This is a genomic window from Saccharococcus thermophilus, from assembly GCF_011761475.1.
In the GTDB taxonomy this organism is placed as follows: Bacteria; Bacillota; Bacilli; order Bacillales; family Anoxybacillaceae; genus Saccharococcus; species Saccharococcus thermophilus.
In genome coordinates, this window is sequence record NZ_JAASRS010000001.1 from 2,748,798 (window position 1) to 2,772,658 (window position 23,861).

General features: G+C 46.7%; 26 protein-coding genes, 1 pseudogene and 1 riboswitch. Of the genes and pseudogenes, 9 read left to right on the forward strand and 18 right to left on the reverse strand.

What is annotated here, in order from left to right; all coding sequences use genetic code 11:
* The first annotated feature begins 1 nt into the window (after window position 1).
* The 3 genes from BDD39_RS14230 to BDD39_RS14240 are packed head-to-tail and all read left to right on the forward strand — an operon-like array spanning window position 2 to window position 3,587.
* Entirely contained in the window at window positions 2–1,069 is a 1,068-nt protein-coding gene (locus BDD39_RS14230) for a YheC/YheD family endospore coat-associated protein (protein ID WP_166911677.1), read from the forward strand.
* Entirely contained in the window at window positions 1,066–2,415 is a 1,350-nt protein-coding gene (locus BDD39_RS14235; RefSeq protein WP_166911679.1) for a YheC/YheD family endospore coat-associated protein, read from the forward strand. Before BDD39_RS14230 ends, BDD39_RS14235 begins: the two co-directional genes overlap by 4 nt.
* Window positions 2,412–3,587, forward strand: coding sequence for a YheC/YheD family endospore coat-associated protein (locus tag BDD39_RS14240; RefSeq protein WP_166911681.1), 1,176 nt, complete (start codon window positions 2,412–2,414; stop codon window positions 3,585–3,587). The genes BDD39_RS14235 and BDD39_RS14240 overlap by 4 nt, the downstream gene beginning before the upstream one ends.
* Here the strand turns inward: BDD39_RS14240 and BDD39_RS14245 are convergent.
* Window positions 3,544–3,945, reverse strand: coding sequence for a hypothetical protein (locus BDD39_RS14245; RefSeq protein WP_208404412.1), 402 nt, complete (start codon window positions 3,943–3,945; stop codon window positions 3,544–3,546). The two genes, BDD39_RS14240 and BDD39_RS14245, sit on opposite strands and share 44 nt — an antisense overlap.
* A gap of 104 nt (window positions 3,946–4,049) precedes the next feature.
* Here BDD39_RS14245 and BDD39_RS14250 point away from each other — a divergent pair, with 104 nt between their 5' ends.
* The 3 genes from BDD39_RS14250 (at window position 4,050) to BDD39_RS14260 (ending at window position 6,523) form a co-directional block, all read left to right on the forward strand.
* Window positions 4,050–4,235 carry a hypothetical protein gene (locus BDD39_RS14250; RefSeq protein WP_166912432.1) on the forward strand — a complete coding sequence of 62 codons (186 nt, stop codon included), beginning with the start codon at window positions 4,050–4,052 and terminating at the stop codon, window positions 4,233–4,235.
* A gap of 93 nt (window positions 4,236–4,328) precedes the next feature.
* Entirely contained in the window at window positions 4,329–5,240 is a 912-nt protein-coding gene (locus BDD39_RS14255) for a PucR family transcriptional regulator (protein ID WP_166911684.1), read from the forward strand.
* Between the two features lie 170 nt (window positions 5,241–5,410).
* A complete protein-coding gene (locus tag BDD39_RS14260) occupies window positions 5,411–6,523 on the forward strand; it encodes an ABC transporter ATP-binding protein (protein WP_166911686.1) in 1,113 nt (370 codons plus the stop codon).
* A 53-nt stretch (window positions 6,524–6,576) separates the two neighbouring features.
* Here the strand turns inward: BDD39_RS14260 and BDD39_RS14265 are convergent, their stop codons facing one another.
* On the reverse strand, window positions 6,577–6,819 hold the full coding sequence (locus tag BDD39_RS14265; RefSeq protein WP_166911688.1) for a hypothetical protein: 243 nt from the start codon (window positions 6,817–6,819) through the stop codon (window positions 6,577–6,579).
* A 242-nt stretch (window positions 6,820–7,061) separates the two neighbouring features.
* On the opposite strand from BDD39_RS14265, the gene BDD39_RS14270 reads away from it, so the two are divergent.
* A complete protein-coding gene (locus BDD39_RS14270) occupies window positions 7,062–7,271 on the forward strand; it encodes an alpha/beta-type small acid-soluble spore protein (RefSeq protein WP_043903683.1) in 210 nt (69 codons plus the stop codon).
* 60 nt (window positions 7,272–7,331) lie between these two features.
* Here BDD39_RS14270 and BDD39_RS14275 read toward each other — a convergent pair whose 3' ends face one another.
* The 14 genes and pseudogenes from BDD39_RS14275 to tenA form a co-directional block, all read right to left on the reverse strand.
* Window positions 7,332–8,066, reverse strand: coding sequence for an amino acid ABC transporter ATP-binding protein (locus tag BDD39_RS14275; RefSeq protein WP_166911690.1), 735 nt, complete (start codon window positions 8,064–8,066; stop codon window positions 7,332–7,334).
* Window positions 8,067–8,084: 18 nt separating this feature from the next.
* The gene (locus BDD39_RS14280) at window positions 8,085–8,786 is read right to left on the reverse strand and encodes an amino acid ABC transporter permease (protein WP_166911692.1); all 702 of its coding nucleotides are present in this window, start codon (window positions 8,784–8,786) and stop codon (window positions 8,085–8,087) included.
* Complete coding sequence (locus tag BDD39_RS14285) at window positions 8,773–9,585, reverse strand: amino acid ABC transporter substrate-binding protein (RefSeq protein WP_166911694.1); 813 nt, start codon at window positions 9,583–9,585, stop codon at window positions 8,773–8,775. The genes BDD39_RS14280 and BDD39_RS14285 overlap by 14 nt, the downstream gene beginning before the upstream one ends.
* A gap of 146 nt (window positions 9,586–9,731) precedes the next feature.
* Entirely contained in the window at window positions 9,732–10,997 is a 1,266-nt protein-coding gene (locus tag BDD39_RS14290; RefSeq protein ID WP_166911696.1) for a hemolysin family protein, read from the reverse strand.
* A 400-nt stretch (window positions 10,998–11,397) separates the two neighbouring features.
* A complete protein-coding gene (locus tag BDD39_RS14295; RefSeq protein WP_166911698.1) occupies window positions 11,398–12,423 on the reverse strand; it encodes a thiazole biosynthesis adenylyltransferase ThiF in 1,026 nt (341 codons plus the stop codon).
* Window positions 12,420–13,187, reverse strand: a complete 768-nt coding sequence (locus BDD39_RS14300; RefSeq protein ID WP_166911700.1) for a thiazole synthase — start codon at window positions 13,185–13,187, stop codon at window positions 12,420–12,422. Before BDD39_RS14300 ends, BDD39_RS14295 begins: the two co-directional genes overlap by 4 nt.
* A gap of 1 nt (window position 13,188) precedes the next feature.
* Complete coding sequence (thiS, locus tag BDD39_RS14305) at window positions 13,189–13,392, reverse strand: sulfur carrier protein ThiS (RefSeq protein WP_166911702.1); 204 nt, start codon at window positions 13,390–13,392, stop codon at window positions 13,189–13,191.
* A complete protein-coding gene (gene thiO / locus BDD39_RS14310; protein WP_208404413.1) occupies window positions 13,389–14,528 on the reverse strand; it encodes a glycine oxidase ThiO in 1,140 nt (379 codons plus the stop codon). Before thiO ends, thiS begins: the two co-directional genes overlap by 4 nt.
* Window positions 14,522–15,154 (reverse strand): thiazole tautomerase TenI, encoded by a 633-nt coding sequence (gene tenI / locus BDD39_RS14315; protein ID WP_166911704.1) that lies wholly within the window; start codon window positions 15,152–15,154, stop codon window positions 14,522–14,524. The genes thiO and tenI overlap by 7 nt, the downstream gene beginning before the upstream one ends.
* A gap of 16 nt (window positions 15,155–15,170) precedes the next feature.
* The gene (locus BDD39_RS14320) at window positions 15,171–15,953 is read right to left on the reverse strand and encodes an energy-coupling factor transporter transmembrane component T family protein (RefSeq protein ID WP_166911706.1); all 783 of its coding nucleotides are present in this window, start codon (window positions 15,951–15,953) and stop codon (window positions 15,171–15,173) included.
* 12 nt (window positions 15,954–15,965) lie between these two features.
* Window positions 15,966–17,009: an ATP-binding cassette domain-containing protein gene (locus tag BDD39_RS14325; protein ID WP_425057548.1), complete on the reverse strand. Its 1,044-nt coding sequence runs from the start codon at window positions 17,007–17,009 to the stop codon at window positions 15,966–15,968.
* Window positions 16,995–17,342 (reverse strand): annotated as a pseudogene (locus BDD39_RS16800) (ABC transporter ATP-binding protein); the annotation flags it as partial. The pseudogene BDD39_RS16800 and the gene BDD39_RS14325, both read right to left, overlap by 15 nt.
* Window positions 17,343–17,436: 94 nt before the next feature.
* On the reverse strand, window positions 17,437–18,027 hold the full coding sequence (locus BDD39_RS14330) for an ECF transporter S component (protein WP_166911710.1): 591 nt from the start codon (window positions 18,025–18,027) through the stop codon (window positions 17,437–17,439).
* Complete coding sequence (gene tenA / locus BDD39_RS14335) at window positions 18,011–18,709, reverse strand: thiaminase II (protein WP_166911712.1); 699 nt, start codon at window positions 18,707–18,709, stop codon at window positions 18,011–18,013. The genes BDD39_RS14330 and tenA overlap by 17 nt, the downstream gene beginning before the upstream one ends.
* Before the next feature lie 111 nt (window positions 18,710–18,820).
* A riboswitch (TPP riboswitch) is annotated at window positions 18,821–18,928 on the reverse strand.
* A 208-nt stretch (window positions 18,929–19,136) separates the two neighbouring features.
* Between tenA and BDD39_RS14340 the strand changes: the two genes are divergently transcribed.
* A complete protein-coding gene (locus tag BDD39_RS14340) occupies window positions 19,137–20,321 on the forward strand; it encodes a methyltransferase domain-containing protein (RefSeq protein ID WP_166911714.1) in 1,185 nt (394 codons plus the stop codon).
* A gap of 42 nt (window positions 20,322–20,363) precedes the next feature.
* Here the strand turns inward: BDD39_RS14340 and BDD39_RS14345 are convergent, their stop codons facing one another.
* Window positions 20,364–21,560: an MFS transporter gene (locus BDD39_RS14345; RefSeq protein ID WP_166911716.1), complete on the reverse strand. Its 1,197-nt coding sequence runs from the start codon at window positions 21,558–21,560 to the stop codon at window positions 20,364–20,366.
* Between the two features lie 250 nt (window positions 21,561–21,810).
* Window positions 21,811–22,341 carry a YfiT family bacillithiol transferase gene (locus BDD39_RS14350; protein ID WP_166911718.1) on the reverse strand — a complete coding sequence of 177 codons (531 nt, stop codon included), beginning with the start codon at window positions 22,339–22,341 and terminating at the stop codon, window positions 21,811–21,813.
* A gap of 252 nt (window positions 22,342–22,593) precedes the next feature.
* On the opposite strand from BDD39_RS14350, the gene acmB reads away from it, so the two are divergent.
* A complete protein-coding gene (gene acmB / locus BDD39_RS14355; RefSeq protein ID WP_166911720.1) occupies window positions 22,594–23,799 on the forward strand; it encodes a methyl acetate hydrolase AcmB in 1,206 nt (401 codons plus the stop codon).
* Window positions 23,800–23,861 lie beyond the last annotated feature (62 nt).

The window sequence follows — 23,861 nt, forward strand, 5'->3', positions numbered from 1 at the left end:
CTTGATCTCTCTTGGATTTATCACGATTGAGGAACAACAAGAAATGGAATACTGTACGGAAATCGCAAAGCGAGCCAGCCGTTACGGCATTGCCGTCTACCGCTTTACTCCACTTGATATCGACCCGCTAACGGAAAAAGTCCATGGCCGCTCTTTTGATGAAAAAAGGCAAGCATGGACAGAAAGCACATTTGATATTCCATCGTTTTTATACGACCGCTGCTTTTACCGTTCCGATATCCGTTCGAAAAAATGCAAGCCAATCATGCAATGGCTGAAACAACGGCCGGATCTTGTCTTTTTAGGATACGGATTCCCAGGCAAATGGGACGTATATGAGAAAATGATCGAGCATCCGCTGCTGTCCCCGTACGTGCCGAAAACTGCCCGTTTGCAGTCGGCTGCCGACATTTTGCACATGATTCGCCGCGAGCAAGCGATCATTTGCAAACCGGAACACGGAGCGGGCGGTCGTGGCATTTATGTCATCCAAAAAATGGACGGGAAGCTTCATATTTGCGATGCATCCGGGCAAACCACCGCTTTGGTCGAACAAAAAAGCAAACTGGAACAATGGACCACTGCATTATTGCAGCACCATTCCTATTTGATCCAGCCGTTTTTGCCGTTGCAGACAAAAGCAAACGAACCATTTGACGTCCGTTTCCTGTTCCAAAAAGATGGAACCGGCAAATGGATAGAGCGGTGCCGCGCCGTGCGGGTCGGGCGGCCGGGGACATTTATTGCCAATGTCCGCGCCGGTGCCGACGTTTGTGATTTTTCCGAATGGATTCGTTCCTTTCCTGCTTCACCACGTGTTTTGATTATCGATGGCATCGAAACCATTATTCGTGCCCTTCCATCCTACATGGATGAACAATTCGGCCCTCTTTTCGAATTAGGGATTGATATTGGCATTACGGAAGAAGGCGCTGTATGGATCATCGATGTCAATTCCAAGCCAGGAAGAAAGATTGTGGACGTGCTTCATCCTGACAAAAAGGACGACGTATATGAAGCGCCGCTGCAATATTGTTTGTTTCTTGCCAACGAGGTGAATATCTTATGACCTATTCATTAATGATTCAGGAAAAAGAAGAAAATACAATCTATCTTCCATCCGCCGTTTCCCTCTCCGGGCAGACGATGGCGGCGTTTGGAAGCGTCTCTACCCCTTGCCGATTTGTTTCCTCTCCTCTTTTAGACAAACACATTATCGTGACAAGTGACGTAGTAAAGCGCTTGTACATTCCGTTTGCCGCGGACGTCCACCTCATTCTCGATGACGATACCGTTCATCTCGGTCCGCTCGTTGGCATTTTTACCGCCGGGTTTACGAAATCGCCGCTTCGTCCTGTTGGAAAACGGAGCTTCTTCTTTGCGAAATTGCTCTCCCAAGAGAAGAAAGTCGGCGGGTTTGCTTTTCTGTTTGGCGCCCATCATATCCATTGGGAAACCGGAACGGTAACCGGCTATTTTTATACGGAAAGCGGCTGGATGCAGCGGGAAGTACCGCTGCCGACCGTCATTTATAACCGCCTGCCAAACCGCCGCATTGAAAACAGCGAAACATTCCAAATGATTAAAGAAACGCTAAAAAATCAATATGGCATTCCTTGGTTTAATGAAAACTTTTTCAATAAATGGGAAGTATACTGCCTGTTAAAAGAGCATCCGCACTCCCGGCCCTATCTTCCCGATACTTCGCTTCATCCTACCGCGGAAACTGTTCAATACTTTTTAGACCGTTATGGCGAAGCATATTTAAAACCAGCCAACGGCAGCCTTGGTTTTGGCATTTACCATCTTGTAAAGAAAAATGGCCAATACGAATGCCGGTTTCGCGACGAACATGGATACAACCGGATACGCACCTTTCCGACATTATCTTCGCTATGGCAACACCTATTTTCACATCAAAAATGGGATCATTATATTATCCAGCAAGGGATTCAACTCATTGAAGTCAACGGCAGAAAAGTCGATTTCCGCATTCATACGAATAAAAATGAGCAAGGCGCTTGGCAAGTAAGTGCGATCGCGGCAAAAATCGCCGGAAAGCGAAGCGTAACCACCCATATGAACAACGGCGGCATTGTGAAAACAATGGAAGAAATTTTTCCTGATGCCTCCGTCCGCCAGCGTATTCTCAAGCGGCTGCATGACGTTGCTCTCACGCTAAGCCGCGGCCTTGAAGAGCAGATGGGCATCACGATCGGCGAAATTGGCTTTGACATCGGTCTTGACCAAAAGCATCGTATCTGGATGTTTGAAGCCAATTCCAAACCGGGAAGATCGATTTTTAAACATCCAAAGCTAAAGCAAGATGATGAGCGGACCGCGATGCTTTCCCTTGCTTATGCTGTCTATTTAAGCAAAAAAATCATTGCCGAGCCAGAGGCGTTATTGCAATGACCGTCGTTCACTACAGTCAAGACAGAGACATATGGTTTCATCAAGACCGCGGCCGCACCTACACGTTTGGTTGCAATGGATTACTGTCGTTTTCTAACGATACGCCATCGTTCTCCTTTTCGATAAAAGAGAAAAACGGAAAAATCGGGCCACTCGTCGGCATCATGGTTAGTGAATCATCCATTCCGGCCCTGCTCAACAGAAAAAAGCGCTATATCGAACTGATCTCCCATTGCCTGCAAGAAGCCGGGGGAATCGGCGTCGTGTGTCCGATCAGCGCGATTGGTGAACATACCGTTCACGGATATGTATTCGTTCCAGCGTTCGATCGATGGGTACCCGTTACCGCCCCGCTTCCCAATGTGTTTTATAACCGCATCAAAAGCAGGCGGGAAGAAAAATCAGCTGTATTCCAACAGACCGTTTCTCTTTTCGAAAGGCTCCGCATCCCCTTTTTTAACCGTACTTTTTTTACAAAATGGGAAGTATATGAGACGCTCGCGAAAAATGAACGGTTGCGATCCCATTTGCCGCATACGGTGCCAGCGTTGCATATCGATGACATCCGAAACATGCTGCAAACGTACGGAAGCGTCTATGTGAAGCCAAACGACGGGGCAAAAGGAAAAGGGATTTTCCGCCTCACCAATTCTCTGTTATCGAAAACCATTCTTTACGAGCACATCAACGGCCAAAAAACGATCGTCTCCCTTGACGAACTGGCGCCGCTTTTGGAGGAGACACGCTACATTGCCCAGCAAGCGATCGATGCCGACACATGGAACGGGCGACGCTATGATTTGCGCGTTCTCGTTCATTATAAACACGGCAGCTATATCATCAGCGGCATCGGCGTCCGGTTGGCACAAACGCAGCAGCTGACGACCCACGTCTTCAACGGTGGAACGATTTTGCCATATTCCGAAGTAAAGCAGCGCGTCGACGAAAAAGCGCTGCACAGTCTCCTTGCCGCCTGCGGAAAAGAAATAAGCGGCCGTTTCGGTTTTGTCGGCGAGTTTTCCGCCGATATCGGCGTCAGCAAAAACGGCACATTGTACGTATATGAGCTCAACGCCAAACCGATGATTTTTGACGAACCGGATATTCGGCAAAGCGGCGCGAAACAACTTATCTCTCTATTTGCTGAACTAGCTGGCTTTGCGCCATCGTAAAAAATAAGCGGCTGTATTGCATCGCTTGCTGCAAAACGTGATCGGTCGCCTTTTGCGCGGCTCCTGACAGCTCTTCTCTTGCTTTCCGGCATAACATTGCTTTTTTCCATTCGTGCAGACAGAGCCTGTGCAGCAGTTCAGAAGAAAAAGCATGGACCGCCTCTTCCCTTTCGCTTTCTTCATATGTCCCGACAAGCAAATAATGAATGTATTGCCAAAGTTGATATTGCCGCTTGGCATCTTCTAAATATCGTATAAATTGCTGCCGCCACATTTCCTCCACTGTTTCCATGAGCCGTTCCGCCATTTGGGCGGACGTGGCGGTAACCTGCAACAGTTGTTTCACCATGCGTATCATCGCCTTTCCCTCCTTACTTGTCCTATCTTTTGCCATATATATGACGAATGTGGATATTCTATGCTTTTTTCACACAAACTAAAAAACAAGGAGGGAACATCATGATGGAACGAAATGAAAAAGAGCGCCAAGATTCTAAATATGAAGGCCGCGACGAATACTATTTGGATATCGATCGAATGATTAATGAAGGCATGGCGGGCGGCTATGTCCACGGACGCGGAGACGCCGTCAATATCGAAGAGGCGCGCGACTTAGTCAAAGAAGAGCCGCCTCATGAAACAACATAATAATCATGCAAAAAACCGATTTTCCCTGTCGCGGGGAAAATCGGTTTTTTGTATTATAATGAAATTAACATGAAAAAGAAAGGAAACGTACCGATGCTCAAACGGCTAAAATCTTATTACAAAGACGCGATCGTCATTAACGAACAGGTCGCCGACGCCGCTAGATATGAATGGTTTTATACAAAAGAGGGAGATAAAATCGGCATCGATAAACAACGCTTATCCAAACAGGAAAAACAGTTATTATCGATCTTTCTCGCCCCTATTCTTGACGCAAATCATACGATGAGCGAAGAAGAGCAGGCATGGCAGCGCTGGATCGTGCACGGAGACGCGACGATGCTGCAGCATCTCTCCTCCCTGCCTCCGTATTGCCGTTTTATTCACTTTCTAACCAAACGCTCAGTCGCAAATAAAGACGACTTCCACGATGTCGTCAGCGGATTGTTCCCTGACCCGATTACGATCGTTTGGGAGCATGAACACCGCGGCGTCATTATTGAAAAAAAGCAAAAGCAAGCGGCAGAGTCTTTGCCATTTGCTGATATTATCGATACACTGGCAACCGATTTTTACGCTACCATTCATTTATTTATCGGACAAATCCATCCGTACGACGATCAGCTTTACGAGTCATTTCGCTATGAAAAGCGTTGCTTCGAGTTAGCCCAGGCATATATGCCGGAACAGACGGTCTATCAAATGGAAGATGTGATTCCGCTTTTGCTGATTCATGGCCATCCCGAACTGGAAACAATCAAAAAATCGTTTCCTTTTCTCGAAACATTGGACGATGAATGGCTGCGGATCATGCAAACATTTCTGCAATGCAATCTCAACGTTTCCCTGGCCGCGAAAAAATTATATATGCACCGCAACAGCCTGCAATACCGCATTGATAAATTTATTGAAAAAACGGGGATCGATATTAAACATTTTAAAGGGGCGGTAGCCGTTTATTTGGCAATATTGTTGCAGCAATATACAGATCATAAACGTTGCTGATGCTAATGAATGACAGGCACACTCACATCAAATCCCATTCTTTTTAACTGTTCGTCATCTTGCCAAAAACGCCGGCTCTTTTTTGTGCAAGTTGTCCATTTACGAATCTTTCCATTTCTCTGTATGCTTAAAGTAGTTGAAAACGATTTCAGACAGGGGGGTGCATGACAATGGCAGAGCTTCGTTTAGAGCACATTTATAAAATTTACGATAACAATGTCACAGCGGTAAAAGATTTCAACCTACATATTCAAGACAAAGAATTCATCGTTTTTGTCGGTCCGTCCGGCTGTGGAAAATCAACGACATTGCGGATGATTGCCGGCCTTGAAGAAATTTCAAAAGGCGACTTGTATATCGACGGAAAGCGGATGAATGATGTTCCGCCAAAAGACCGCGATATTGCGATGGTGTTCCAAAACTATGCGCTTTATCCGCATATGAGCGTTTATGATAACATGGCATTCGGCTTAAAATTGCGCAAGTTCCCGAAAGCGGAAATCGAACGACGCGTCCGCGAAGCAGCTCGCATTCTTGGTCTGGAACAATATTTGGACCGTAAGCCAAAAGCGCTGTCCGGCGGTCAGCGGCAACGCGTCGCACTAGGCCGCGCCATCGTTCGTGACGCCAAAGTATTTTTAATGGACGAGCCGCTTTCCAACTTGGATGCCAAACTGCGCGTACAAATGCGTTCCGAAATTGCGAAATTGCACCAACGTTTGGAAACGACAACGATTTACGTCACCCACGACCAAACGGAAGCGATGACGATGGCTACACGGCTAGTCGTGATGAAAGACGGGGTTATTCAACAAGTCGGCACGCCAAGAGAAGTATATGAAAAGCCGGAAAATATTTTTGTCGGCGGCTTTATCGGTTCCCCAGCAATGAACTTTATTAAAGGAACGCTGCAGGACGGCAAGTTTGTTGTCGGCAATATTAGCATCGGCGTTCCGGAAGGGAAAATGAAAGTGCTGCGCGATCAAGGCTACGTCGGCAAGGAAGTCATCTTAGGCATTCGCCCGGAAGATATCCATGATGAGCCACTCTTCATTGAAGCGTCGCCAAATACGAAAATTACCGCTCACGTTGAGGTAGCCGAACTGCTTGGAGCGGAATCGATGATTTATTCCAATATTAATGGGCAAGAGTTTGTCGCGCGCATCGACGCCCGCACGGAAATCAAGCCAGGTCACCAATTAGACCTTGCCTTAGATATGAACAAAGCACACTTTTTCGATATTGAAACGGAAAAACGAATCCGTCCTGCTGATGAAAAATAACGATATTATCTCCCTTATAAATACTGCACAGGCTCTAGCGATAGCGCTAGAGCCTATTCTTTAATAAACCGCACTTCTTCCTGCCTGCAGCATGGACAGTAAAACAGATGCACACATTCGTGGTTGGCTAATGTGTACGGATAGCCATCCACTAATTTCATCATATCGATATCCATATAAGGACTATAGTTCTCAAAATAATCGGTTACCTTTCCTTGATCCTCCATCGGCTGTTGACAATGGGGGCAATATACCGTCACCTTACGCAATCCGTTGCATAGCGGGCAAATGTTCATGCTGTTTCCTCCTAAAGACAATCCCTTATTTTACATATTCCCTAATTCGGCAACGGTAAAACGTTAAAAATTACCATAAGCAATAAATGAATAATGAAAATAAAACGTCTCAAACTATTAGTACCATCAACCAAATAACCCGTTGGGTTCAGCCAAGCTTGGCAGCATGCTTGATAGCATGCGGTGCTGGTGCAAATCCAGCAAACCCAGCCATCAAAAATGAAACAAGGAGATGATTACACATGGCACGTAACAACAATTCTAACCAATTGTTAGTTGCTGGTGCGCAACAAGCAATCGACCAAATGAAGTATGAAATCGCTCAAGAATTTGGTGTAAACCTTGGTCCTGACACCACTTCTCGCGCTAACGGTTCTGTTGGTGGCGAAATTACAAAGCGTCTTGTCGCAATGGCTCAACAACAACTTGGCGGCCAATTCGGCGCTCGCTAATAACAACTTCATATACATGGCTAAAGCCCCAGGCACCTTGCCTGGGGCTTTTTCGTCCTGCTACCTAATTAATTGTAAAAATCGTTTTGTCCGTTCATTTTGAGGAGCAACGAGCAATTGATCTGGAGTCCCTCTTTCTACGATGACTCCTCCATCCATAAAAATTACTTCGTCGGCTACTTCTTTTGCAAATCTCATTTCATGAGTGACGACAATCATTGTCATCCCTTCATTTGCTAAACTTTTCATGACTTTCAGCACTTCACCGACAAGTTCCGGATCCAATGCTGATGTCGGTTCATCAAAAAGCATGACTTCCGGCTCCATGGCAAGCGCCCGCGCAATCCCGACGCGCTGTTGCTGCCCGCCAGACAGTTGAAATGGATAATGGTGCGCTTTATCGCGAAGTCCCACTTTCGCTAATAACTCCATCGCTTTTTCGCGCGCATGTTCTTTCTTTTCCCGTTTCACCGTAACAGGTCCTTCCATGACATTTTCAAGCGCAGTCATATGGGGAAACAAATTATAGCTTTGGAACACCATTCCTGTTAATCGGCGAAATTCATGAATCTCGCGCTTCGTCACAGGCTTCGAAAAATCAAGCTGCCTATTTGCTATCGAAATTTTCCCTTTCGTCGGCGTTTCCAGCACGTTTAAACAACGCAAAAACGTCGTCTTCCCTGACCCCGATGGACCGATAATGACCACTACTTTTCCTTTTTCCACCGTGATATCGATTCCTTTTAATACTTCTATGTCACCAAATTGCTTATATAAGCCTTGAACAGAAATCATCATCATATCTCCTTAACGTTATCTTGCAATATAACGATTTAAGCGATCTTCGATTCGGTTTTGCACAATCGATAGGACAAAGCAAATAATCCAATAAATGATTGCCGCTTCCGTGTATAATAACAAGAATTCATAGTTCATCGAGGCAATTTCCTGTGCTTTGCGAAACATTTCCGAAACGAGAATGAGCGACGCAAGCGATGTATCTTTGACTAAGCTAATGAATGTATTGGATAGCGGCGGAATCGAAACTCGCGCCGCCTGTGGAAATACTACCCGGCGCAGTGCCTGCCACGGCGTCATTCCTAGCGAATATGCCGCTTCCCATTGACCTTTTGGAATGGATAAAATCGCCGCACGGATAATCTCTGAAGCATACGCACCGACATTTAAGGAAAAGCCAATAACAGCGGCAGGGAACGAAGGAATGGTAATGCCGATGTTCGGCAGTCCGTAAAAGATAATAAACAACTGAACAAGAAGCGGTGTTCCGCGGATGGCGGATACATACATTCTTGCGATCATTTCCAATACTTTCATTCCAGAGATACGCGCCAAAGCTGTGGCAATTGCCAATACCAGCCCAATAAAAAACGTAATAACCGTCAGCGGAATCGTATAATACAAAGCTCCCTTCACTAACGGGAGAAGGGAACTTTGTGCAATGGATACTAATCTGTTTACTCTTTCCGGATCCATCATCACATTACTTAGATACATCTTCACCAAACCATTTCTTAGAAATTTTTGCGTACGTGCCGTCTTTTTTCATATCTTCCAGCGCTTTATTGACAGCTTTCACTAATGTGTCGCTGCCTTTGCGGAACATAAATCCGCTTTTTGAGGCATCATTGTGCTTCGCCACAATTTTAATTGGCGCGTCCGGTTTTTGTCTTAAATAATCAAGAACCGATAAGTTATCATTAATAGTAACGTCCGCCCTTTTCGAGCTTAACAATTCGATCGCTTGATTGAATCCTTCTACTCCGACAATTTGCGCGCCGTAAGACCGTGCTAAATCGGCAAAATTGCTTGTCATCGACTGTGCCGCTTTTAGCCCTTTTATGTCTTCAAATTTAGATACTTTCTTGTTATCTTTATGAACGACTAACACCGCCATAGAAGTAATATACGGATCAGAAAAATCATATTTCTGTTGCCGGTCCGGACGGATTCCGACTTCATTGGCAATCATATCGAACCGTTTCGCATCCAGTCCTGCAAACATTGCATCCCACTGTGTTTCCATAAATACCGGTTTAACTCCCAGACGTTTCGCTACTTCTCTTGCCAAATCCACATCGAATCCGGTTAACTTTCCGCTTTTATCGTGAAAAGTAAACGGCGGGTAGGTGCCTTCTGTCCCGATTCGCAACTCTCCGGATTTTTTCGCCTGCGCCAATAAATCGGTTTCTTGCTTATTCGGCTTCTCCTGTGATTGTTGATTGCCGCATGCGGCCAATAACAAAATGGAAGCCGCCATCAAAAAGAACAAACTTCGCAATAAAGTTTTTTTCATATATTCCAAACCTCCATCATTCCGATTGGTTTTTAGCAACATAAGTTATAATAAAAAAGCTATAGGCAAGTTGTCAATGGAAAAGAAAAGATAACGTTTCTTCCATCATTATTATTCTAGTCAAAAAAAAAAGAGCTTTACGCTCCTTATATATTTTCCGCCAACGGTTTGTTTAACGAAACAAGCACTTTGCGAATTCGACGGTTTTCCACTTGCCGCACCGTAAACGTAAGCGGTCCGTAATGCAGCGTTTCACCGACATTCGGCACGCGTTCAAACATTTCAAATATCCAGCCGCCTAACGTGTGCGACGCGCTGTCCGGTGTATCAATTTTCATCATTTCGCAAAATTCATCAAGCGGCAATTCGGCGTTAAACTCATAGCTGTTCTCATCGATCTGCCGGATGCTTTTTACCGCTTCATCATGTTCGTCCCATATTTCGCCAACAATTTGTTCAATAATATCTTCAAGCGTAATTAACCCGGCGGTACCGCCGAACTCATCGACAACAATGGCCATATGCACCTTGCTTTTTTGAAATTCTGGCAACAAATCGGAAATTTTCATCGATTCCACGACAAACAGCGGCTTGCGCAACAACTTACGGATGTTGACCTCTTTTTGCTGTACCAGTTCACTAAAAAAGTCGCTTTCCGACAAAATGCCGATAACATTATCAATATCTCCCTCATATACCGGGATGCGGGAGTATTTTTCCTCTAAAAACACATCGCGGATTTCCTCGATCGGCTGGTTTACTTCGACAGCAACCATATCAGACCGTGGCGTAAAAATTTCTTCCACTAAAATTTCATCAAAATCGAGCGAACGGCGAATAAGCTCCTTTTCTTTATTGTCAATAATTCCTTCTTCCTCGCTTAACTCAATCATTACTTTAATTTCTTCCTCCGTCACCGCGGGAACAACCGCCCCGCTAGCAAACCATTTTGCGACATGTTCCTTTACCATATGAAACAACGTCGTGACAGGAGAAAGCAACTTCATCAATACGTAAATAATGCCTGCATAACGAATCGATAACGATTCTGCATGCACTTTCGCAATCGATTTTGGCAAAATTTCACCGAAGACCACGAGAAGTACAGTCATCACGATAATTGCAGCGGCCAGACCTGCGCGCTCCCCAAGCATCATTGTCGCCATGTCTACTAAAAAAGCGACCGCCACAATGCCGGTGATTCGATTGGCTACAAGCACAGCCAATAAGACGTGGTCTAAATTTTCCATAATGTAATGAACCCGCTTACTGCCACGGTGATTTTCTTCGACATAGTTTTTTAGGCGAATTTTATTGGCAGACGACAATGCGGTTTCTGCCGAAGAAAAGAAAGCGTTTAATACCATGCAAAGGAAAAACCACCCTAACAACCCTAGAGGCAACTCTCCCAAAGAATCTTCACACTCCTAAATAAAACGTCATTATGTTATTATTATCCATTTATATGATTATCATATCAAATTTTTCATGAAATGCCTATCTTCTAAACATGCATAAACATGCAAAGAATAAAAACTGCAGAGTGACCTCTGCAGTTTTTACGACTCAATCAAGCATGAACCGATAAAATATACTAGCACCAACAAAGAAGCAATATTCAAGGTGACGGATAGCTCTTCCATTTTGTTCCCTCCTCGTCATTCATCCCCCATTATCATCGTAACACAACACTTTTTTTTATGTGGCAGACACTTTATACAACTTTTTGACAATTTTATTACATTGATGAATGCTCTTCCTTTTAGCCAATCGCCAAGAGCAAGGCAAAAAGGGCTTCCTTTTTTGAAGCCCCTAGCCTAAATAGCGGTAATAAATCGATTTTGCCTCTTGAATATCTTTTGTTCCATGAATCAAGGCTCGCCCGTCGGAAAAGACGACAAGCCGCTCATTTCCAAGCGATACGGAAACAAGATATGGATTGACATGCACGGCCAATCCTTGTTTCGCAAACAAGGAGGCCAGCTCTTGCAAATCATAATTTCGTTTGGCAGCGGGGCGGATTTGTACCGAATTGCGCCCGCATAGCACCGCCGTTTTTGTTTGCTGCTCATAGGAAAGAAACGGATAGGACGGCTTTTCGCCGCAAGTAGGACAATCTTCTTTTTTTACCGAATCAATGCGTATCGCCGTATACTGATTTTTCCATAAATCAAACGATACGAGCTTGTGGCGCAATGCCGCCCAGTCTTCAACTAAAATTTTCAGCGCTTCCGTCACTTGATAACTGACGACCATTTGCACCGCGGGGCTGATAATTCCCGCCGTATCGCACGTCAGGCCGCCCATCGGCACCGTATCAAGCAGGCAGTGAAAGCATGGCGTTTTGCCGGGAATAAATGCGTAGCTAATGCCATAGCTGCCGACACAGGCGCCGTAAATCCAAGGGATACGATATTTGTAGGCGGCGTCATTGATCATCATGCGCGTATCAAAGTTGTCGGTCGCGTCCATTAAAAGATCAGGCGTTCTTGCAGTAATCAGCTCCTCAAGCTCTTGCGCCGTCACATCGCCGACAATCGCGTCGATTTCGACATCGGAGTTTACTTCCTGAAGCCGTTGCTTAGCGGCAACCGCTTTCGGCAAGCGCTCTTTTGCATCGGCTTCGCTGTATAACTGTTGGCGCTGAAGATTGCTCCATTCGACATAATCGCGGTCGACAATCGTTACTTTGCCGACGCCGGCGCGCACCAGCGCCTCGGCACTGCCTGTTCCTAACGCACCGGCGCCAATAATGAGCACATGTTTTTGTCTAATTTTCTTTTGTCCTTCTTCGCCAATTGGCGCAAACAACTCTTGACGAGAATAGCGTTCGTTCAAACGACACTCATTCCTTCCGTTGGGCTGCTTGCGGTAGCGTACCGTTTTTTCGGAATTCTGCCCGCCTCATAGCCGAGCCGTCCCGCTTCCACCGCTAATTTCATCGCTTTAGCCATTTTGACCGGATCGGCTGCACCGGAAACAGCCGTATTTAATAGCACTCCGTCCGCTCCTAACTCCATCGCCAATGCCGCATCGGCCGGGCTGCCGATTCCAGCGTCCACAATCACCGGCACCGTCGCCTGCTCGATAATGAAACTTAAGTTGAGCGGATTAACAATGCCCTGACCGGAACCGATCGGCGCAGCGCCAGGCATCACCGCATGGCAGCCAAGCTCTTGCAGCCGTTTGGCCAGCACGACATCATCGGAAGTATAAGGAAGAACAACAAATCCTTCCTCAAGCAACATTTCCGTTGCTTTTAGCGTCTCCACCGGATCTGGCAACAGCGTTTTCTCGCAGCCGATCACTTCTACTTTAATCATATCACATAATCCCGACGCTTTGGCGAGCCGCGCGATTCGCACGGCTTCTTCCGCTGTTTTCGCTCCCGCGGTGTTTGGCAGCAGTTTATATTTGGTTAAATTTAAATTTTCCAAAAAATTAGGTTGGTTCGGCTCAAAAATGTTCATGCGTCGGACAGCAAACGTCAAAATTTCCGCTCCCGATGCTTCAACTGCTTGCTTCTGCACTTCCAAACTTGGATATTTTCCCGTTCCGAGCAATAATCTCGATTGAAATTCATATGGCCCGATTTTTAGCATCTCAACCGCCTCCTACAAAATGAACAATTTCGATTTTATCGCCGTCACATAAAGTGGTTGTGTCATACTGGCTTTTTTCGATAATCGTTAAATTCACTTCCACAACAGCCAGCTTGTTGTGCAATTGAAAATGAGCAAGCAAATCGCTGACCGTTTTCACTTGCTCGGGAACATGAATCGATTCACCGTTAATAATGAGCTTCATTCCTTCCCCACCTTTGCCAGATGTCGCGTGAGCGAAAACGGAGCAAGATCGACATCTGTTTCTTTTCCTTCCACTAAATCCGCTAACAATACGCCCGTAATCGGGCTTAACAAAATGCCGTTACGGTAGTGGCCGGTCGCCACCCAAACGCGCGGATAATGAGGATGTTCTCCTATGTACGGCAGACCATCGCCCGTTTGCGGCCGGATGCCGCTCCATGCCCTTTCCCATTCCTCCTTTTCCAGCTCCGGAAGAAGACGGCATGCGCGATCGAGCAGACTCATCATTCCTTGGACCGATACTTTCCGGTCAAACGTGTGCGGCGTCGAAGTCGCCCCAATGAGCAGCCGGTTTCCGCGCTTCGGCACAATATAGCAACCGTTCTTGGCAAATACAGTCGTTTGAAGGATCGACGTTTCCGTTTTCACAAACAGGCATTCCCCTTTGACTGGATACATCGCAAGAGAAAGACCCGTTTGTTCAAGAAGCAGCGAAGACCATGCCCCTGATGCGATGATGACAACATCCGCGGCAAACGTTCCGCGATTCGTCTCGATTACATACGAATCGCCTAGCTTTCCTAAACGCATCACCTCGGTGTACTCATGCCACTTTGCCCCATAGGTCATCGAAGCGTTCGCCAACGCAAGCGCAAAATCGGGAGCGCTTACTTGTCCGTCTTTGGGAATATACATCGCTGCCGCAAGACCGTGGGAAACATGCGGCTCGATTTCCCTCATCTCATCTGCCGAGAGCCAGCGCAGCCGATCATCCTTCTGCCGCCAAAATTCGTAATGGCGGCGAAGCGCGGCGGCTTCTTCTTCGGTCACCGCCACTTTCAGCATCCCTTTTTCGACAAGCCCAATATCGATGCCAGTCAGTTCTTTTAATTCTTCGGCAAGCGCCGGAACGAGCGCCCGGCTTTTTAGCGCGAGCGGAATTAGCGGGCTCTCTTCGGAAAATTCCGACTGTGCTCCAAGCATTCCCGCCGCTGCGCTGGACGCCTGGCTTGCTATCCTCTCTTTTTCGAGCACGCCGACACGAAATCGGCGTTTTGCCAGTTGAAACGCAATCGATGCGCCGATAATTCCGCCGCCAACCACTAATACATCGTAATCATGACGTTCTATCAACATTCCTCTCCCCCATTCATTGGCCATGTTTGTTTGACTATATGAGCGAGCTTCTTTGCTTCCGCAACAGGATCTCGCGCCAAAAACACCGCCGACATCACCGCGATCCCATCGGCACCCGCCTGCAGCACTTGCGCCGCATTCCCCGCATGAATGCCGCCGATCGCAATGACGGGAATGTTTACACTGGCAACGATAGCTTGCAGCGAGTCGACCCCGCGCGGCGCCATCCCTGATTTGCTCGTGGTCAGAAAAATATGGCCATAGATGCAAAAATCCGCGCCGCTTTTCGCTGCTTCCTTGGCCTCGTCAAGCGAATGGACCGAGCAGCCGACAGCCAGTCGAGGAAAATGGCGCTTTACTTGGCTGACGGATAAGCTGTGGTACGCAAGCTGCACCCCTTTTACCCCATACACGACCGCCACATCGACGCGGTCATTGATGATGATTTTCTGCGGCGGCACTCCATTGCCGATGAGAGCGGCAACAAACGCAGAAACCTCGCGCGCCGTTTTCCTTTTTTCCCGCACATGAATCGCATCGACATACGGATGAACGTGGGCGCAAATGGATGCAAACTGTTCGACAGGCTGTTTTCCCGTCGAAATGAGATGAAGTTGTTTGGTCATTGTCATCCCTTGCTTTCTAGCGTACATCGGTAACTGGAATATATGGGTAATGCACGCCGGTGTAATAAGCCGCTGCCGCTACCAAGGCGAATAGAGCGACAAGCGCGATATCATACTTGCTAAAACCGATTTCATAGTAAAACGTCCGCTTTGTACTGCTAGAAAAACGCTTCGCTTCCATCGCGACCGCGATGCGCTGAGCGCGGCGGATGCTTTGCGACAGGAGCGGAATGGCATAGCGCTTTATTTTTTCCATCCATCCGTGGCTCGCCGTTCCCCGCACTTTTAACGCATTATGCACGGTCTGAAACTCCTCGAGCATAATCGGAAGCAAGCGCACGGCCGCCAAAAAGCTATAGGCGTATTTCGGCTTTAATTTTAGCTGCTGCATCAGCGAATAAAACAAACGGACCGGCCTCGTCGTTAAGGAAAATAAAAGGCCAAGGAGAGCGAAGGAAAGCGCGCGGAAGCCTAGATGCACGCCACGCAAAAAGCTTTCTTCCGTCACATGGATCAGTCCCCAACGAAACCATGTTTTCGTTCCTTCGCCAAACATCATCATGGAAGAAGCGGTCGAAACAAAGATCAGAAAAAACGGCAAAAACAATAGCAGCAAAAACTTCCATGGGTAGCCGGTATACAGCATAAACAGCAATAAAAGCGCAAGCGAAAAATTAATTAGCACGTTTGGATTATGAACGAACAATACGGCAATAAAAAGAAACACGAGCACGATCAATTTTAAAGTTGGGTTCGTATGATGCAGCCATGTTTCCCGATAAACAATATTCCACTTCATCAGCTGTTCCCCCTACACGAGCAGCGCGGCCGTTGTCGATGAATGCGACGGAATCCATTCCTCTTTTACCAGTCGTCCGTCTTCAATCACCCATCTTCTTGTGGCAAAATGCTTCACAATGTTTTCGTCATGGGTGACCATAATGATGGTTGTCCCTTGTCTGCGATACGACTCTAGCAATTCGAGAAGCGCAAACGTATTTTTCGCATCCTGTCCAAACGTCGGTTCATCAAGAAGAAAAATTTGCTGTCCGCTTACAATCGAAGCAGCGACGCTTAAACGGCGTTTTTGTCCCATGGAAAGCTGGTATGGATGCTGGTCTTGCTGCTCATAAAGATGAAATTGCCGCAGCAGCCCTTCCACCGTTTCGGCAATCTCTTCCTCTTTCCGTTTTTCCAAACGAAGCGAATAAGCAAGCTCTTCGCGTACGGAATTAGTGACAAACTGAAATTCCGGATTTTGAAAGACAAAGGCAAGCAAACGGTGCAGCTGTTTAAGCTGCTTGCTGTCTTTGCCATACAGCTCATACGTTCCATCGGTGCGAATCAATTTCATGAGTGCATGCAAGAGCGTGCTTTTTCCGGCGCCATTTTTGCCCGTGACAGCAATCCATTCCCCTGCATGCACGGTCGCTTCTTCCACACGGATTTTCACCTCATTGGAGCGATAACCTTGAAATTGGCGGAGATATATCCTTTTCTCCCCGCTGCTTTCCGTTTTCCGGCGCTGCCGCTTTACCATATATTCCTCCCATACGCCCGGATACCAAATTCCTTGAGAAGCGATGATGTCTTTATAGTTGGCAAACACTGTTTGTGCCTTGTCATCGGCGATAATTTCTCCGTCATCGTTAAATAAAACGATGCGGTCCACAAAATCGATCACATGATCGATTTTGTGCTCAACAATAATGACCGTTTTCTCTTTAGCGATTCGTTTCACCGTCTGCCAAATCTCTTTTGTTCCTTCCTCATCGATCATCGCCGTCGGCTCATCCAAAAACAGCACATCCGGCTCCAATGCCAATACGGACGCCAGCGCCAGCCGTTGTTTCATCCCACCTGATAGCGTGTGAATATCGGTATGTGGCTCAATAAACAGCCCGACTTTTTCTAACAGCGTTTGGATTCGATGGTGCATCTCGCTTCGCGGCACGCCGATGTTTTCAAGAGCAAAAGCAATTTCCTCATCCGCAAACGGCATGCAAAACTGCGCATCCGGATCCTGAAACACATATCCCCAGTTTGCTGGAAGCTGCAGGCGCTCCGCTTTCATCGGCACGTCGATCGAATGCGGAATCAATCCAGACAACACTTGCAATAACGTCGATTTGCCGCATCCGGAAGGACCAAGCAGTAATACCTTTTCTCCCTCGTAAATGGTAAGTGACAAATCTTTAAATAACAGCGTATCTTTGCCTGGAAATTTTAAGCGGAGCCGCTCTACAGCAACGATCGGTTTCATCGCTTCACCGCCACCTTTTTCAGCGATCGAGCGCATCATAATCATCTTTCGAAGCCGGGCGCAACATTTGCGTGACCCCCGTTTTTTCTAACGCTTTTACTAGCGAAACGGCGAAAAATCCGGAAATCACCACCGCGCCGACAAAGCGGGCAATCAAGAATAGCGCCATATTCCAAGGTGCCAACGCCCCAATGTATCCTTTGTAAAAATCCATCACTAGCGAGCCGATGGTCGCGCCAATCGCTCCAAGCGACACCACCAATACGTCAAATCTTTTATAGCGAAATGCCGCAAACACCACTTCCGCCAACAGTCCTTGAATTACTCCGTAAATAAGCACTTCAAGCCCCCATTCCGATCCCATGATCAATTCACCGGAAGAAGCGGCAATTTCCGCTAAAAGCGCAACGCCTGGCTTGCGAATGAGCAAATAAGCCACTGACGCGGCGATAAACCACATGCCATAAATCAATTGATCAAGATGAAAACCAAACACTTTCACAAAGTCATACAGCGGTCCCCAAACTTTATAAATGATGCCGAATACCACCGCAATCACAATCGTTGTTAAAATATCAGCGAGTTTCAATCCTTTAGTTGTTGTGGACATACGCTTGAATCTCCTTTCTTGCCGATGGCCATGTTTCTAAACGATAAGCCATTTCCCAAAATTCGTACTCATACTCACTGCTGATAAGAAAATGCTGCTCCATCCGTTTGCGATCCGCTTCCGTGACCGCTTCGGCGATCGCATCCAAACGGGCGATTTGCTCTTCTACTAAACTGCGAAACCAATCCGAACTATACGTACCAATCCATTTTTGATAAATCGGCTCAGCTGGCTTGCAATCTTTTAATCTTTCGCCAATCTCATAATAAAGCCAGTAGCACGGCAAAATCGCGGCAATGACATCGCCTAAATGCCCTTCATACGCCGCTCGATACATATGGGACGTGTAGGCGTAGGCGGTCGGCGCCGGGATAAAGGCCGCTTTTTCTTCTTCGGTAATGCCGAGCAGTTCGGCAAATGTCTCATGCAGCGACAATTCCGCTTCGCATGTGCTTTGCGCATGATGCGCCAGCCTTGCAGTTGTCGCTAGATCCGTAGACTTCGCTGCCCCAATCGCTTGCACTCTCGCAAAATGGCGCAAATAATAAGCATCTTGCATCACATAATAGCGGAAACGGGTTAAATCCAGCGTCCCTTCTCCCAATTCCTTTACAAACGGGTGATGAAAACTTGCCTGCCAGATCGGGTCCGCCTTTTTCCTCACTTCTTTTGTAAATGACATCCTCTTCTCCCCCTCTTTTCCAAAAAAAATAAACGCCACTTCCTTTACAAGAGCGTAAAGAAAGTGGCGTTGCATACGAGCCGGCAAAACTACAGCAAAATATCGATCCGCGACTGCGCTGCTCCACTTCCCTACGCTGGTATTACCCAGATCAGGTCCTAAGGGTCTCAAAGGCACACTTTGATCTCAGCCTTTCTAAAGGCCCCCCTAGTGGATGCGTCCGTTATGAAATTTTCTTGTTTGAGTTTATCATATCACGAGGAAAAGCATTGTCAACCCTTTTTTCCTATCCCCCAATCATTGCCGTATTCGATATCTCCAAAAATAATCTTGCCAAATGCCGGCAAACGTTGTCTTCATTGCGTCTTTGCCCACAATTCGGTATCATTAAAAACGCAAATGACTACATCATATTGGAGTGGAGAATGTGGCAAAAGTATTTTTAAAGCGAAACCGGAAAAAACGGCTTGAGCAAGGGCATCCATGGATTTTTCAAAGCGAAGTCGATCATATTGAAGGTGATTTTGAACCGGGAGATTTCGTCGATGTATACAATCATCAACACTACTTTTTAGCCAAAGGCTATATTAACCCGAAATCGCAAATGATTGTGCGCGTGTTGACACAAAATCCCGAGGATGAGTTAAATGAGCAATTTTTTATTGAGCGCATCCGTCAAGCATGGGCATATCGCGAACGAATGATTCCTGGCGTCCGCTCATGCCGCGCTATTTACGGAGAAGCAGACTTTTTGCCGGGGTTGATCGTCGACAAGTACGAAGACGTGCTTGTTGTGCAAATTCTTTCCCTCGGCATGGAAAAACGCAAAGACTGGATTTTGCGCGGCTTACTGGAAGTGTTTCAGCCGCGGGCTATTTATTTGCGCAATGACGTGTACGTCCGCGAACTCGAGGGACTCAAGCAGGAAAAAGGCTTTTGGTACGGTGAAGCGGAAACGGAAGTGCTGATTGAAGAGAACGGCGTCAAATATATCGTCGATATTGAAAATGGGCAAAAAACAGGATTTTTCTTCGACCAAAGACAAAATCGCGCGGCAATTAAACCGCTCATTGACAGCAACACGACGGTGCTCGACTGCTTTACCCATATCGGTTCGTTTATGCTGAACGCCTGCTTATACGGAGCAAAACACGTCACCGCGGTCGATATTTCCGAACACGCGATTGAAACAGCGAAACGCAACGCGGCCTTAAACGGCTTTACGAACGTCGAATTTGTTGTCGCTAACGCCTTTGACTATTTGCGTGAAGCGGTTCGCGACGGAAAACAATGGGATGTGGTCATCATCGATCCGCCGGCGTTCGCCAAATCGGCGCACGCGGTCCCGAAGGCGCTGCGCGGCTACAAAGACATTAACTTAAACGGTTTAAAACTTGTCAAAGACGGCGGCTTTTTCGTTACATCGAGCTGCTCGTATCACGTCCGCCCTCATATGTTCGAAGAGATGGTCGCCGAAGCGGCGTTTGACGCGAAGAAAATTTTACGGCAAGTATACTGGAACGGCGCCGGCTACGACCATCCGAAGCTGCTCGCCGCCGATGAGGGCGACTATTTAAAATTTGCGATTTATGAAGTGCATTCGCGCAGATAAGAAAAAACGCTTAGGGAAAATCACCTAAGCGTTTTTTCTTGATCAACGCTGTCCGTACACAGCCGTTTTCTCCTTTTTCAAAACAAATAAATAAAAAAGGAGGGACATAAAAACCGACAGCGCCGCGGTGAGATAAATGCTGCGATATCCGAGCAAATGGCCGATTTGGCCGAATACCATCGCACCGACTCCCACTCCTAAATCAAAAAAGGAGAAGAAAGTCGCATTGGCCATTCCTTTGCGGTGTTTCGGCGCCCGTTCTACCGACCACGCCTGCAGCGCCGGCTGCACCGTGCCGAAACCAAAGCCGTAAAACACGGCCGCGGCAAACAAAATCCATTTGTTTGGCAACCAGGCAAGCAGCAGCATCGCCAGCAAAATAAGCGCTGCCCCCGGAATAAACACCGCTTTATGCCCTTTTCGGTCATAGAGCTGCCCGGCGAACGTTCTTGTCACCATTAAGGCAAGTGCATAGAGCAAGAAGTACAGCGAGATTCCGGAAATGCCTTTCTGCGCTGTATATAACGGCAAAAAGGAAGCGATTCCCCCAAATGTAACGGTAAGAAAGAACAACAAAATCGATGGTATTAGAGCGCTTTTTTCATAAATATCCCATTTATTATGGGCCTGAATTTGCGGTTGCGTGATTTTTTTATATGTAATATTCGCCGCAAACAATAACGAAGCTATTCCTAAAGCAGCGCAAATCAAGAACAGCTTGCTAAAAGACAACACGCCGGCAAGCAATAATCCTAACGACGGTCCAAACGCCAGCGCTAAATTTCCTGACAATCCGTAATATCCCATTCCTTCACCTCTGCGGCTGGCCGGAATAATATCGGTCGCAATCGTACCCGCGGCCGTCGTAGAAAACCCCCAGCCGATCCCTTGAATGACCCGCATCATAAACAACAATAAAATGCTCGTAATAAAGCTATAGGAACCTACGGAAATGACGAAAATCGCGAGCCCTAGCAAAAAGACAAAACGCCGCCCCCGCGTTTCCAACGCATGGCCGGCAAACGGGCGCATGATCAGGGCGGAAAAAGTGAAAATCCCGACCACTAAACCGATCAGCTGGTCATTGCCGCCAAGATGCTCGACAAACAGCGGAATGGTCGGCAATGTCATTTGAAAGCCAAGAAACACAAAAAAGTTGGCTAAGCAAATGAGGACAAAATCTCTCGTCCAAATTTTTTCCTTAGCCGCATCTATTGTTTGACTTTGTGGTTCACCCACTGTAAACTCCCTCCAATCGTGTATTTCACACCGAACACTCAATACAGTTTAGTGTAACATAAATAGATAAAATTTTTTATGCGAAAAGCTTATCGGAAATCTATAAGATATGTTCACCTTATTTTTTCATTGCTATTTCATTAAGCCATTTTCCCTCAATATATACTATATGTGCGAGGCAGCTCAGCGATTTTCAGTATAAGTTTTTCTCCTTATATTAAGATAAAAAAGCTGCCTGCCCAGACAGCTTTTAGTTCCATCCTTTGCGTTGTCGCAACGAGACAATTTGCGCCGTATGATGTTTGCCATGCCATGCGTGCATGGCGATTAACACATATAAAGGGACATTCTCTTTCGTACCTTCATGATAAAAATTCCGTTGAAAATCATCGTCACTCAGTGACTCTAGTAGATACGCCCACCGCTCATGAAGGCCTTCGAGCAATTGCAACGATGGCTCGACATGTAGTGAACGGGCTTCTAGCGTCTTTGCCCAATCATTTTCCTCAAACGGTTTAATCGAAGGAACATCCTCCGTCAGTGTCCATTTTGTGCGCAAAAACGCATTCATGCTCGCATCGGCGATATGATGCACAACTTGAGCAACCGTCCACCCGCCATCGCGATACGGCGTGTTCAGCTGTTCTTCGTTCAGTCCGCTGATGGCCTCCCGCAATGCGCTAGGTACTTGGCGAATATCATTAATCCATTGTTTCACATCTTCTTTTCGAAATGTGGTCGGAGCTTCAAATCTGCCAATTGGGTAGCGAATGTCATCCATAATTTCTCCTCCTTTTCTTGCACATATTCTATATCCATCCAAAAAATCCTGCTTAATATAGACAACACATTATTACTAGCTCACTTGTGCCAGAATAATCGTCGCAGGCATAGCTATCACAAAAATTCAAAACCTAAAAATTTGACAAGCCCAGCCTAAGCATGATACATTCGATTTTGAAAAATTAAATATTTAGAAAATAAATAAAATTATCAAAAATAATAAAAACCCATGAGGGGGAGATGGTAAGATATGATAAGGCAAGAAATTAAAAATGCTCTCAAGGATACTCTTGACCAAGTTTTGGATAATGCTGTAAGAAGGGCTGGAGGCGTACCCGGAGTGGTCGCAATGATAACAGACCGAGAGGGCAACATCTATGAGGGCGCAGCTGGAGTACGCGAGTTCGGAAAGGAAACGCCGATGACCACCGACACAGTGTTTGCCCTTTTCTCGACCACTAAGGCCATCACCGGCACGGCATTGATGCAATTGGTCGAGGAAGGAAAAGTAAATCTCGACGATCCGGTCAAAAAGTATGTGCCTGAGATTGCCGAGATTAAGGTTCTCGAAGGGTTTGACGCTAACGGGCAACCGAAACTAAGAGAACCCAGAACCGACATCACGATCAACATGCTGATGCTCCACACCGCTGGCTTCGGTTACGAGTTCTTCAGTCATGAGGATCGAAGATATCGTGAGGCAAAGGGAATACCTTCCATCCTCACTAGTACCTTTGACTCGATTAAGAGTGTGCTGCTATTCGAGCCAGGCGAACGCTGGAACTATGGTGTCAACATCGACTGGGTTGGCAAAGTTGTCGAAGCCGTACGCGGTAAGCGACTGGGCGAAGTGATGGCTGAGCATATTTTTGCCCCCTTAGGCATGACCGACATAGGATTCACGCTGACGCCGTCGATGGCAGAACGTCGTGCAACCATCCACAGCCGATCCCAGGATGGCAATATCACGCCACTACCTGATCTCATCCTGCCACAATCTCCTGAAATGGACATGGGAGGACATGGTTTGTATGCCAGCATTGGTGAATACATGAAGTTTATCCGGATGATCCTGAATGACGGTGCGGGCGTACTCAAACCGGAAACGGTCGCGCAAATGTCTCAGAACGGACTTGGCGCATTGAAAAGCGGCGGTTGGATCTCGTCCGATCCATCACTAGCTAATGACGGTGAGTTCTACCCTGGCGTGCAAAAGTCATGGGCTTATACATTCCAGGTAAACGAGGATCCTATCCCTACAGGTCGTCCAGCAGGCCAATTAATGTGGGCAGGACTGGCCAACCTGTTCTACTGGATCGACCGCGAGAACGGCATTGGCGGATTTTGGGCTTCTCAAATTTTCCCATACCAAGATGTTGCTTCGTACTTGGGCTTCATCGAGTTCGAGTCAGCGGTCTACAGTACGCTGAAGCGGTTAGGTCAAATTGCTACTTGATTTGAAGCTGAAATAGCTGTTCTCTAATGGATTTGCCGCCTCCGCCTTAATTCTCTGTCTCT

Excerpts from the sequence above, each read along its gene's own strand:
- BDD39_RS14235 (WP_166911679.1), top strand. The coding sequence starts at position 1,066 with ATGACCTATTCATTAATGATTCAGGAAAAAGAAGAAAATACAATCTAT.
- BDD39_RS14240 (WP_166911681.1), top strand. The coding sequence starts at position 2,412 with ATGACCGTCGTTCACTACAGTCAAGACAGAGACATATGGTTTCATCAA.
- BDD39_RS14245 (WP_208404412.1), bottom strand. The coding sequence starts at position 3,945 with ATGATACGCATGGTGAAACAACTGTTGCAGGTTACCGCCACGTCCGCC.
- BDD39_RS14250 (WP_166912432.1), top strand. The coding sequence starts at position 4,050 with ATGGAACGAAATGAAAAAGAGCGCCAAGATTCTAAATATGAAGGCCGC.
- BDD39_RS14255 (WP_166911684.1), top strand. The coding sequence starts at position 4,329 with ATGCTCAAACGGCTAAAATCTTATTACAAAGACGCGATCGTCATTAAC.
- BDD39_RS14260 (WP_166911686.1), top strand. The coding sequence starts at position 5,411 with ATGGCAGAGCTTCGTTTAGAGCACATTTATAAAATTTACGATAACAAT.
- BDD39_RS14265 (WP_166911688.1), bottom strand. The coding sequence starts at position 6,819 with ATGAACATTTGCCCGCTATGCAACGGATTGCGTAAGGTGACGGTATAT.
- BDD39_RS14270 (WP_043903683.1), top strand. The coding sequence starts at position 7,062 with ATGGCACGTAACAACAATTCTAACCAATTGTTAGTTGCTGGTGCGCAA.
- BDD39_RS14275 (WP_166911690.1), bottom strand. The coding sequence starts at position 8,066 with ATGATTTCTGTTCAAGGCTTATATAAGCAATTTGGTGACATAGAAGTA.
- BDD39_RS14280 (WP_166911692.1), bottom strand. The coding sequence starts at position 8,786 with ATGTATCTAAGTAATGTGATGATGGATCCGGAAAGAGTAAACAGATTA.
- BDD39_RS14285 (WP_166911694.1), bottom strand. The coding sequence starts at position 9,585 with ATGAAAAAAACTTTATTGCGAAGTTTGTTCTTTTTGATGGCGGCTTCC.
- BDD39_RS14300 (WP_166911700.1), bottom strand. The coding sequence starts at position 13,187 with ATGCTAAAAATCGGGCCATATGAATTTCAATCGAGATTATTGCTCGGA.
- thiS (WP_166911702.1), bottom strand. The coding sequence starts at position 13,392 with ATGAAGCTCATTATTAACGGTGAATCGATTCATGTTCCCGAGCAAGTG.
- thiO (WP_208404413.1), bottom strand. The coding sequence starts at position 14,528 with ATGTTGATAGAACGTCATGATTACGATGTATTAGTGGTTGGCGGCGGA.
- tenI (WP_166911704.1), bottom strand. The coding sequence starts at position 15,154 with ATGACCAAACAACTTCATCTCATTTCGACGGGAAAACAGCCTGTCGAA.
- BDD39_RS14320 (WP_166911706.1), bottom strand. The coding sequence starts at position 15,953 with ATGAAGTGGAATATTGTTTATCGGGAAACATGGCTGCATCATACGAAC.
- BDD39_RS14325 (WP_425057548.1), bottom strand. The coding sequence starts at position 17,009 with ATGAAACAACGGCTGGCGCTGGCGTCCGTATTGGCATTGGAGCCGGAT.
- BDD39_RS14330 (WP_166911710.1), bottom strand. The coding sequence starts at position 18,027 with ATGTCCACAACAACTAAAGGATTGAAACTCGCTGATATTTTAACAACG.
- tenA (WP_166911712.1), bottom strand. The coding sequence starts at position 18,709 with ATGTCATTTACAAAAGAAGTGAGGAAAAAGGCGGACCCGATCTGGCAG.
- BDD39_RS14350 (WP_166911718.1), bottom strand. The coding sequence starts at position 22,341 with ATGGATGACATTCGCTACCCAATTGGCAGATTTGAAGCTCCGACCACA.
- acmB (WP_166911720.1), top strand. The coding sequence starts at position 22,594 with ATGATAAGGCAAGAAATTAAAAATGCTCTCAAGGATACTCTTGACCAA.